This window comes from Pseudorhodoplanes sp., from assembly GCF_035565855.1.
Lineage (GTDB): Bacteria > Pseudomonadota > Alphaproteobacteria > Rhizobiales > Xanthobacteraceae > Pseudorhodoplanes.
The window spans coordinates 1-10,389 of the sequence record NZ_DATMRX010000322.1 but is presented as its reverse complement, the minus strand read 5'-3'; the positions used below and the strand labels follow the sequence as shown (position 1 = coordinate 10,389).

12 protein-coding genes are annotated in these 10,389 nt (G+C 64.1%); 7 read left to right on the top strand and 5 right to left on the bottom strand.

Annotated features, from left to right (window positions below; translation table 11 throughout):
- A partial coding sequence (locus tag VN004_RS18415) for an alcohol dehydrogenase catalytic domain-containing protein (RefSeq protein ID WP_325613140.1) occupies window positions 1-908 on the bottom strand: 908 nt, incomplete at its 3' end.
- Between the two features lie 164 nt (window positions 909-1,072).
- Between VN004_RS18415 and VN004_RS18410 the strand changes: the two genes are divergently transcribed.
- On the top strand, window positions 1,073-1,957 hold the full coding sequence (locus VN004_RS18410; RefSeq protein WP_325613138.1) for a DMT family transporter: 885 nt from the start codon (window positions 1,073-1,075) through the stop codon (window positions 1,955-1,957).
- On the opposite strand, the gene VN004_RS18405 is transcribed toward VN004_RS18410, so the two are convergent.
- From VN004_RS18405 to VN004_RS18390, 4 genes are all read right to left on the bottom strand, one after another.
- Window positions 1,947-3,383 carry a deoxyribodipyrimidine photo-lyase gene (locus VN004_RS18405; protein ID WP_325613133.1) on the bottom strand — a complete coding sequence of 479 codons (1,437 nt, stop codon included), beginning with the start codon at window positions 3,381-3,383 and terminating at the stop codon, window positions 1,947-1,949. The genes VN004_RS18410 and VN004_RS18405 overlap by 11 nt on opposite strands.
- A 12-nt stretch (window positions 3,384-3,395) precedes the next feature.
- The gene (locus VN004_RS18400; RefSeq protein ID WP_325613131.1) at window positions 3,396-3,797 is read right to left on the bottom strand and encodes a PaaI family thioesterase; all 402 of its coding nucleotides are present in this window, start codon (window positions 3,795-3,797) and stop codon (window positions 3,396-3,398) included.
- Window positions 3,798-3,870: 73 nt separating this feature from the next.
- Complete coding sequence (locus VN004_RS18395; RefSeq protein WP_325613127.1) at window positions 3,871-4,509, bottom strand: alpha/beta hydrolase; 639 nt, start codon at window positions 4,507-4,509, stop codon at window positions 3,871-3,873.
- A gap of 41 nt (window positions 4,510-4,550) precedes the next feature.
- Complete coding sequence (locus VN004_RS18390; protein ID WP_325613124.1) at window positions 4,551-5,210, bottom strand: peroxiredoxin; 660 nt, start codon at window positions 5,208-5,210, stop codon at window positions 4,551-4,553.
- Window positions 5,211-5,427: 217 nt separating this feature from the next.
- On the opposite strand from VN004_RS18390, the gene VN004_RS18385 reads away from it, so the two are divergent.
- The 6 genes from VN004_RS18385 to VN004_RS18360 form a co-directional block, all read left to right on the top strand.
- Window positions 5,428-6,723, top strand: coding sequence for an MgtC/SapB family protein (locus VN004_RS18385; protein WP_325613121.1), 1,296 nt, complete (start codon window positions 5,428-5,430; stop codon window positions 6,721-6,723).
- A gap of 59 nt (window positions 6,724-6,782) precedes the next feature.
- Window positions 6,783-8,789: an acetyl/propionyl/methylcrotonyl-CoA carboxylase subunit alpha gene (locus VN004_RS18380; protein WP_325613119.1), complete on the top strand. Its 2,007-nt coding sequence runs from the start codon at window positions 6,783-6,785 to the stop codon at window positions 8,787-8,789.
- A 78-nt stretch (window positions 8,790-8,867) separates the two neighbouring features.
- Window positions 8,868-9,128 (top strand): hypothetical protein, encoded by a 261-nt coding sequence (locus VN004_RS18375; protein ID WP_325613117.1) that lies wholly within the window; start codon window positions 8,868-8,870, stop codon window positions 9,126-9,128.
- 54 nt (window positions 9,129-9,182) lie between these two features.
- On the top strand, window positions 9,183-9,716 hold the full coding sequence (locus VN004_RS18370) for a hypothetical protein (protein WP_325613115.1): 534 nt from the start codon (window positions 9,183-9,185) through the stop codon (window positions 9,714-9,716).
- Window positions 9,716-10,144 (top strand): gamma-glutamylcyclotransferase family protein, encoded by a 429-nt coding sequence (locus tag VN004_RS18365; RefSeq protein WP_325613113.1) that lies wholly within the window; start codon window positions 9,716-9,718, stop codon window positions 10,142-10,144. Before VN004_RS18370 ends, VN004_RS18365 begins: the two co-directional genes overlap by 1 nt.
- Window positions 10,141-10,389 (top strand): acylphosphatase (locus tag VN004_RS18360; protein ID WP_325613112.1); only part of this gene is annotated, 249 nt, incomplete at its 3' end. The genes VN004_RS18365 and VN004_RS18360, both read left to right, overlap by 4 nt.

Below are 10,389 nucleotides of genomic sequence, written 5' to 3'. Positions count from 1 at the left end.
GAGATTTCCGCGCCGGCCGGTGCGACTCCGATGATGACCGAAACGCCCCATCCGCGGTGGCAGGTTTCCAGCGCCTGCCGCATCACCGTGACGTTGCCGGTGCAATCGAAGGTGTAGTCGGCGCCGCCGATCTGGTCGGCCGACGTCTTGGTCATGTCGACGAGATAGGCGACGAGGTCCTTGCCGACCTCCTTCGGATTGACGAAATGCGTCATGCCGAAGCGCTCGCCCCAGGCTTTGCGATCGTTGTTGATGTCGACGCCGATGATCATCTCGGCGCCGGCGAGCCTCAGTCCCTGGATGACATTCAGGCCGATGCCGCCCAGGCCGAACACGATCGCCTTGGCGCCGAACTCGACCTTCGCGGTGTTGAACACCGCGCCGATGCCGGTGGTGACGCCGCAGCCGATGTAGCAGATCTTGTCGAAGGGGGCGTCCTCGCGCACCTTCGCGACCGCGATCTCCGGCAGCACGGTGAAATTCGAAAAGGTCGAGCAGCCCATATAATGGTGGAGCGGCTTGCCGCCGAGCGAGAAGCGCGAGGTGCCGTCGGGCATCAGTCCCTTGCCCTGCGTGGCGCGAATCGCGGTGCAGAGATTGGTCTTGCGCGACAGGCATGAGGGGCATTGCCGGCATTCCGGCGTGTAGAGCGGGATGACGTGATCGCCTTTCTTCACGCTGGTCACGCCGGGGCCGACATCGACCACCACGCCCGCGCCCTCATGTCCGAGGATGGAGGGAAAAATCCCTTCCGGGTCGGCGCCGGACAAGGTGAATTCGTCGGTATGGCAGATGCCGGTCGCCTTGATTTCCACCAGCACCTCGCCAGCCTTCGGACCCTCGAGCTGAACCGTCATGATTTCGAGAGGCTTGCCTGCTTCGACCGCCACCGCCGCACGTACATCCATTGTCCGCGTCTCCGTTTACGCACTCATTCGATTCATTGATGTACCGGATCAACGCATCACGCAATGACTTTGACGCATGGCTTCGCTACACACGCGCGCGGTCAAAAAGTTCGCACGCAGGTTCGAGTGCGGCGTGATGGCCGTCGTTCCGCTGGAAGTCCTTCGTGAAACCGTCCTTCACCGATCTGGCCATTCGCGCTGCGCCGCTCACCTTCGTGTTCCTGTGGAGCACGGGGTTCATCTCCGCCAAATACGGACTTCCTTATGCCGGGCCGTTGACCTTCATGTTCGCCCGCGTGAGCCTGGTCGTGCTGGTGCTTGCAGCCATCGTCGCCGTGATGCGGGTGCCATTGCCGCGACCGCACGAGATCGGGCACAGCCTCGTCGCCGGCTTTCTGGTGCAGACGGTTTATCTCGGCTCGGTCTTTGTCGCCCTGGCCCAGGGCGTGCCGGCGGGTATTTCCGCGCTGATACCGGGGCTCCAGCCGATCCTGACGGCAACGCTTGCGTCCCGCTTTCTCGGCGAGCGCGTGACGGCGATCCAGTGGGGCGGCCTCGTGCTCGGGCTCGTCGGCGTGTTGCTGGTGCTCAACGACAGAAATGTCGCGATGTCCGGCACCGTCCTTGGGTGGATCGCCAGCGTGATGTCGCTGATCGGGATTACGCTCGGCACGCTCTATCAGAAGCGCTATTGCGGAGCGATCGACTGGCGGTCGGGAAACCTTTTCCAGTTCGCCGGTTCGACCGCCGTGTTTGCGGTCGCCGCTTATGCATTCGAAATACGCCCGATCGACTGGACTGCTGAATTCATCCTTGCGCTCGGCTGGTCGGTCATCGTGCTGTCGGTGTTCACCATCGCGCTGATGTATTGGCTGATCCGCCGGATCCCGGCGTCGCGGGTGGCGAGCCTGTTCTATCTCGTCCCGGCGGTGACGGCGGTTATCGCCTGGCTGATGTTCGGCGAGACGCTGAACGCGCTCGCCGTCGCCGGCATGGTGCTCTGCGCGGTTGGGGTGTTTGTCGTGAACAGGGGCGCGGTCAGGTCCTGATCGCAGCGAAGGCTTCGAGCGCGCGCTTGCGCGCAACGTCGTGATCGACGATCGGTTTGGGATAGGTTTTCCCGAGAGCGATCCCGGCGGCCGCCAGTTCGCGTGGCGAGGCGAGCCAGGGTTTGTGAATGAAGCGGTCGGGCAGGGCGGCGATCTCCGGCACCCAGCGGCGCACATAAGAACCTGCCGGATCGAATTTTTCGCCCTGCAGGATCGGATTGAAGATGCGAAAGAATGGCGCGGCGTCCGCGCCCGAGCCCGCCACCCATTGCCAGCTCGCCGCGTTGTTGGCCGGATCGGCGTCGACCAGCGTGTCCCAGAACCATTGCTCGCCGCGCCGCCAGTCGATCAGGAGGTGCTTCACCAGAAACGAAGCAACCACCATGCGCACGCGATTATGCATCCAGCCGGTGTGCCAGAGTTCGCGCATCCCGGCGTCGACGATGGGGTATCCGGTTTTGCCGCGCTGCCACGTTTTCAGTGCGGCATCGTCGTTAAGCCACGGGAATGCGTCGAACCGCTTTTGCAAATTCTCGGTCGCGAGGGCAGGGTAATGATGCAGCAGATGATACGAGAATTCGCGCCATCCAAGCTCGCTGAGAAATTTCTCGATGTCGCGTGACGGCGCGCCGTGATCGGCTGCAAAGCGCGCGGCGTGGAAGACGGCGACCGGCGCGATTTCGCCAAAGCGCAGATGCGGGGAGAGGCGGGAGGTCGCCGGTTTGCCGGGCCGGTCGCGCGCATCCGCGTAATCGTGAATGTCATCGAGGAAATCGGCGAGCCTGTCGCGCGCCGCTTTTTCGCCGGGTGTCCATGTCGCGCGAAGTCCGCCGGCCCAGTCTGGCGCCGTCGGTTCGAGTTTCCAGTCTTCCAGTGTTTCGGACCGGATATCGCGTGGCGGCGGCAGTTCTTTCGGTGGCGGCATCGGCAGGCGCGGCGCGCCAAGCGATTGCACGCGGTTCCAGAACGGCGTGAATACGCGAAGCGGGCCGCCGTCCTTGGTCACAAGCCTGCCGGGCTCGATGAGGCAATTGCCGGGAAAGCTGCCGCCGCGGACGCCGAGGGCTTTAAGCGCGGCGGCTATGGCGTCGTCCGTCGCCATTCCCGCCGCATCGTAGCGCCGGTTCCAGTAGACCTGCGTTGCTTGCACTTCGCGCGCGACCGAGCAGACGACGTCACGGGCCTTGCCGCGCCTCAGCACCAGCCGCTGTCCAAGCGTGCGGAGGTCGGCGTCGAGCGCCCGCAACGCATTCGCCAGCCACCACCGCGAGGCGCTGCCAAGCGCGCGGGCTGCGGGGTCCTCGTCCAGGATATAGAGACAGGTGAGAGTGGTAGCCCTCGCGCCTGCGGTCAGCGCCGGGTGATCGGCGAGGCGCAGGTCGTCGCGGAACCAGACGATGGCCGAGGATTGCAGATCGTCGGCCATATCATGCACCGATCACTTGCCGAACTTGCCGGCAATCACGAGCTGGGTCTGGGTCACGATCGCGGCGAGGCGTCCGTCGCTCGCGCGGGTGATGCGGGTCTGCCAGACCATCGTTGTTCTGCCCTTGTGCAAAGCCGTACATTCGGCGCGCGCGACGTCGCCGACATTGATCGCGGCGAAGAAATTGGTCTTGCTTTCAATGGTCGCAGTGGTCGCTCCCTCCGGCAGATTGATGATCGTGGCCGCGCCGCCGAGATCGTCGGCGAAGGCCATCACCGCGCCGCCATGCATATTGCCGTTGCGGTTTCCCAGCTCCGGACCAACGGGGAGTTCCGCCTCGATCCGATCGGGTTCGGCGCGAATGACCTTGATTCCGAGCATGTCGGCGAAGGGCGGCTGCTGATCCTGACGCATTGTTGACCTTGCAAGAGAGATGATGGCGCTCGCTTGCCACAAGTCACGTCGGCGGAAAAGACGGCGCGCTCGGTCAACGATCAGGCGCGACGAAGCGTTCGAGCCAGCTGTGTGCGAAGACAAGGTCCTGCTGGGTCAATGCATGTCCGGCCGGCAGAAATTCCAGCATCACGTCGGCACCGGCTTCGCCGAGAAGCGCGGCGAAATAGGGCGGTCGATCTGCCGGCACCAGAGGATCGTCCCTGCCGGACAACAACAGCACGGGAAAGCCGGTCATATCCGGGAAGGGGCGCGGATCGAAGGGAAGCGACGCGCGCATGAGGAGCGCGCCCGACAGCAGCGTTGGATCGAAGCGCATCAGCCCCCAGCCGATATTCGCGCCGTTCGAGAAGCCCAGCACGATCGGAGGCGCGAGACCGTAGAGCCTGCAAGCGCGCCGGACGAAGTCTGCGAGTTCGGCCGTGCGCGCTTCGAAATCGGCCCGATCCCAGCGCCCGTCGTCGAAGCGCCGGAAGAAGCGGAGCATCGCGTCGCCTTCCAGCACCTTGCCGCGCGGGGACAATAGAGCTGCGCCCGGCGCCAGCATTTCCCCCAGCGGGATCAGGTCATTCTCATCGGCACCGGTGCCATGCAGCAACAAAAGCGGCGGACGCGCTGCGTCCGCAGCCGGGATGTAGCGATGGATAAAGCCGAGATCGGGTGCCTGAGCCACGTCGCCATGATCGCACGGACGCGGCTCAATGCGAAGTGGTGTTACTTCGGCTGGGGCACGATCCGGATATAGGGCTTCGGCGATTTCCAGCCCTGCGGGAACAAGGTCTTGGCGTCTTCGTCACTGACGGAGCCGGCGATGATCACGTCGTCACCCTGCTTCCATTGGGCGGGCGTGGCTACTTTATGCTTGGCGCCGAGTTGCAGCGAGTCGATGACGCGCAGGACCTCATCGAAGTTGCGGCCGACTGTCATTGGATAGACCAGGATCAGCTTGATCTTCTTGTCAGGGCCGATGATGAAGACGTTGCGGACGGTCTGGTTGTCGGCGGCCGTCCGCTTTGTCGGATCGCCCGAAATTGCGGCCGGCAGCATCCCGTACAGCTTCGACACATTGAAGTCGGTGTCTGCGATCATCGGATAGTTCGGCGCGAAGCCCTGGGTCTCCTCGATGTCCTTCGCCCAGCCTGCATGACGATCGACCGGGTCGACCGAGAGTCCGATGATCTTCACGCCGCGCTTGTCGAATTCCGGCTTGATGCGTGCCATATAGCCAAGCTCGGTGGTGCAGACCGGAGTGAAATCCTTCGGATGCGAAAACAGGACGCCCCAGGAATCGCCCAGCCACTCATGAAATCGGATTTTGCCCTGCGTGGTTTCGGCTTCAAAGTCGGGGGCGGTGTCGTTAATCGCGAGAGCCATGTCATCCTCCATGGTTCGCGCCTCCATCGGGGACGCGAGGCATTGCTGAAGATAAATCACGCGCCGGACGGCGCTGCGCGCAGATTATATAAAGCGGTTAGGGAACAATTATAAGACAACGAATATCTGCTTTTTAGCTAATCGGGAGGTCATTTTTGCGCTCTTTGCCTGATTGCCGCAAAATCCTTCTGGCCTGCGGCACCGGTCCATAACACGCATGGACACCACCAACCTTGTTTCGCATTTCGGCGTCGCACTCGGCATCGGTCTCCTGATCGGGATCGAACGAGGCTGGCATACCCGCGAGGAGAAGCCCGGCAGTCGTACCGCGGGCGTGCGCACTTTCACGATCATCGGGCTTCTCGGCGGCGTCATCGGCGTGATTGCCGAAGCCGCCGGGTCACCGCTGACCATCACAGGCGGCGTTGTCATCGGCTTAAGCTTCGCGGCCTTTGCAGCAACATTCACAATGATGTGCCGCGACGAGAACCGCGCCGACAACAATTATTCGGGGACCACCGCGATTGCGGGCATGCTCACCTTCGCGCTGTCGGTCTATGCGATGATCGGAGATATGCGCGCAGCCGGGGCCGCCGCGGTCGCGACCGCGGGTATCCTCGCCTTACGCACACCGTTGCACGCCTGGCTCGCCAAAATGGAAGCGCGCGAAATCCGCAGCGCCCTCATTCTGCTGGCGATGACCTTCATCGCGTTGCCGATCATTCCTGACCTGCCGATCGGTCCGTTTGGCGGAGTCAACCTGAGGGAAATCTGGCTGATCGCGATTGTCCTCGCCGGCGTATCGTTCGTTGGCTATGTCGCGGTCCGGGCGCTCGGCTCGCAGCATGGCATCATGCTGGCGGCGGCGGCCGGCGGGCTTGTGTCATCCACGGCGGTGACCGCCTCCAGCGCGCGCCGCGCGGCGGCCGGTGAGGGGACGCCGCGCCTCCTTGCCGCGGGCGTGGCGCTGGCAACGGCGGTGTCCTTTGCCCGGGTCGTCGCGATCGCAATGGCGCTCAAGCCGGACCTTCTGAAACTGATTGCGCCGCCATTGTGCGCCGCAGTCGTCGCCGCACTCGCCTTCGCATTCGTTCAGGCCTATTGGCGCGACGGCAAAGACGGGGACGATCAGAAGGTCGAGTTCAAGAACCCCTTCGAGTTCTGGTCCGTGCTCGGATTTGCCATCCTCCTTGCGGGCATTGTGCTCGCCGGACGGGCACTCGGGGAAAATCTCGGCGCCGGTGGCGCCATCATCGGCGCGCTGGCGCTCGGGCTGGCGGACGTGGACGCGGTGACCGTGTCGATGGCGCAGCTGACGCCCCAGCCGCTGTCGCTCAATGACGCCTCGCTCGCCATACTCGCGGCGGTCGTCTCCAACAATCTGAGCAAGATCGCCATCGGCGCCATCGTGGGGCGCGGCAGCTTCGCCGTGCAAATCCTGGTTATGGCCGTCGTCTGCTTTCTGGCGGGAGCGGCGGCTTACTCGGTCGCCGCCCTGGCGCTCGCCGCATGAATCAGAATTGACATTTTTGTTGCAGCGCCGAAGAGTCGAACGGAGAGGGTCGCCGCCGCATGTTCAAGCGTATTCTGATCGCCAATCGCGGCGAGATTGCCTGCCGGATCATCAAGACCGCGCGCCGGATGGGGATTTCCACCGTCGCGGTCTATTCCGACGCCGACCGCGACGCCCTGCATGTCGAGATGGCGGATGAGGCGGTCCACATCGGGCCTCCGGCAGCCGCTGAAAGCTATCTCGTGATCGACAAGATCATCGCCGCCTGCAAGGCGACCGGGGCCGAGGCGGTGCATCCGGGCTACGGCTTCCTCTCTGAGCGCGAGGCCTTTCCCAAGGCGCTGGAGGAGCACGGCATCGTCTTCATCGGGCCAAATCCGAAGGCGATCGCCGCCATGGGCGACAAGATCGAGTCCAAGAAGGCGGCCGCCGCGGCCAAAGTCTCGACCGTCCCCGGCTATCTCGGCGAGATCGCCGATCCCGAAGAGGCCGCCAGGATCGCCGACGAGATCGGCTATCCGGTGATGATCAAGGCCTCGGCCGGCGGCGGCGGCAAAGGGATGCGCATCGCCTATTCGCGCCAGGAGGTGGCGGAGGGCTTCGCGCGGGCGCGCTCGGAGGCGAAGTCTTCCTTCGGCGACGACCGGGTCTTTGTGGAGAAGTTCATCGTCGATCCGCGCCACATCGAGATCCAGGTGCTGGGCGACAAGCACGGCAACGTCATCTATCTCGGCGAGCGCGAATGCTCGATCCAGCGCCGCAACCAGAAGGTGATCGAGGAGGCGCCGTCGCCACTGCTCGATGAAGCGACGCGCCGGAAGATGGGCGAGCAGGCGGTCGCGCTGGCGAAAGCCGTCGGCTACGACTCAGCCGGCACGGTCGAATTCGTCGCAGGGCAGGATCGCTCCTTCTATTTTCTGGAAATGAATACGCGCCTGCAGGTCGAGCATCCGGTGACCGAACTCGTCACCGGGATCGATCTCGTGGAGCAGATGATCCGCGTCGCCGCGGGCGAAGTCCTTTCGATCAAGCAGAGCGATGTGAAGCTCGTCGGCTGGGCAGTCGAAAGCCGGGTCTATGCCGAAGATCCGTATCGCGGATTCCTGCCTTCGACGGGCCGGCTGGTGCGCTATCGCCCGCCGGCGGAAATGCAGAAGGACGGCATCACCGTCCGCAACGACACCGGCGTGTATGAGGGCGGCGAGATTTCGCTGTTCTACGACCCGATGATCGCCAAGCTCGTGACCCACGGGCCCGACCGGACCGCGGCGATCGATGCGCAGGCCGATGCTCTCGACGCATTTTACATCGACGGCATTCGCCACAATATTCCGTTCCTGTCCGCGCTGATGGCGCATCCGCGGTGGCGCTCCGGCATGCTGTCGACCGGCTTCATCGCGGAAGAATTTCCGGACGGCTTTCATGGTGTCGCTCCGGAAGGCGAGGCCGCGCATGTGCTTGCTGCGGTCGCGAGTGCGGTGGATCATGTGCTGGGCGAAAGGAAACGCCAGATTTCCGGGCAGATGCCGCACAGGCTTGTGATGCGCGAACGCCAGCGCGCCGTGTGGCTGAACGAGACCGAATACAAGCTCGACGTCACCCGCACGAATGGCGCCATCGAGGTCGCCTTCCGCAACGGCGACGCCCATATCCACAAGCTGCAATCGGACTGGAAGCCCGGCGATCCGGTCTGGTTCGGCACCGTCGACGGCAAGCGGGTGGCGGTGCAGGTCACTCCCGTTCCGAACGGCTTTGACGTGGCCTATCGCGGCGCGCAGGCGCGGGCCTATGTCTATACCGAGAGCGAAGCCGCTTATGCGCGTCTGATGCCGGTGAAGAAGGCGGCCGATACCGGAAAGTCGCTACTGTGCCCGATGCCCGGCCTCGTCGTCTCGATCGCGGTCGCCGAAGGCCAGGAGGTGAAGGCCGGCGAGACGCTTGCGGTGGTCGAGGCGATGAAGATGGAGAATGTGCTCCGCGCCGAACGTGACGGCACCGTGAAAAAGATCCACGCGAAGAAAGGCGACAGCCTCGCCGTCGATGCGGTGATCATGGAGTTTGCGTAACCGCTTTTCGCAGCGGAAGGGAGGGAACCCCCGCATCGTCCTGTCGTTTCCTCCACGCAACATTCCGCGGAGAGAGACATGGCAGGACGCAAGACGCCTTCATCCCCTCCGGTCGTGCCAGACGATCTGCGCAGGCAGGATCCGCGGCCTGACCGGCCCGATTCGCTTCCCGAGATAGCGGAAGATATCGCCCATGCCGGCATCAGCCCGTCCCCCGACGGCGACAATCCGCTGCATCCGATCCACGATGAGGACATCGAGGACGCCGGTCCTGAGGCCTATGAGGAGATGATCGACCGTGAGGGCATGCTCCCGGTCGACAAGGTCATCCCCAAATAGCGCTCTGCGCGACAGCGGATTGGCGCCCGCGGCCTGTCATGCGACCATGCCGCCATGAAGGCCATCGAATCGCTTTCGCCGTCCGGCGATCTCGACCAGGGACCCTATGCGCGCGCGCTGATCGGATTGGCGATCGGCGCCGTCCTGTCCAACATGCTCAGCGCGCCGGCGATCACCGCAAGCTTCGGCATCTGGCCGTTCGTTGTCACGCAGCTTGCGCTGTTGTGGTTCTGGTTCGCGTTGACCGCGAAGCGGCTGCGCAGCGCCGAGCGCAGCGTGCTGGGCGTGAGCGCTGTCGCTTTCATCGCGATGATTGCCGTCATCCTCCTCGCGGTGATGCTGGTGCTGCAATCGGCCGACCTCACGGCCGGCACGGCGGCGCCCTGGGTGCCGTCCTCGATCGCGACACTGATTTACCCGTTCGTGTTCGTTTTGAACCTTGTCGCCGGACCCGCTGCCGCCGCGCAGGACGTCACCATTGCGGCGCTCTCGACCTTCACGGTCGCGCCGCTCCTGTTGATGATCTGGTATTCGGTCTGGGCCGCGTTGCAGCCCTCCGAGCTGCATGCCGGCGAGCAGGGCGCCTGATGCTGTATTTCGCCTATGGCTCCAACATGAGCCGCGGGCCGATGCGACGGCGCTGTCCGACGGCGAAGGAGCTGGGCGTCGCCGTGCTGCGGAACCATCGCTTCGTGATCATGGCCAATGGCTACGCGTCGGTGGTGCCGTCCGAAGGACAGGATGTGTACGGCATCCTGTGGCGAATCGGTCCGCGCGATCTCGCCGCGCTCGATGCCTATGAAGACATAGCCGGCGGGCTCTATCGCCATGCCAAGATGCCGGTGCTGCATGAGGGTGAAGCGGTCGATGCGCTGGTCTATGTTGGTTGCGAGATGAGCGAAGGGTGCCCACGTGCCTCCTACATGGCCGGCGTGATCGCAGCGGCGCGCGATTGCGGTTTGCCGGACACCTATATCGCCTCGCTTCGTCGTTTTGCATCGGGAGCTGGCGGATGACCGAACGGGCGATGCGCCGTGTCCTGATCAGCGGTCGCGTGCAGGGCGTGGGCTACCGCGAATGGACGCGGCGCACTGCGGACCGGCATGGCCTTGAAGGATGGGTGCGCAACCGCACCGATGGCCGCGTCGAAGCGGTGTTCGTAGGCGATCGCGACCGCGTGCTGCACATGATCGAAGCGTGCCGCGAAGGCCCACTGCACGCCGAGGTATCGCGAATCGAGGAGACCGAGGCAACGCTGTCG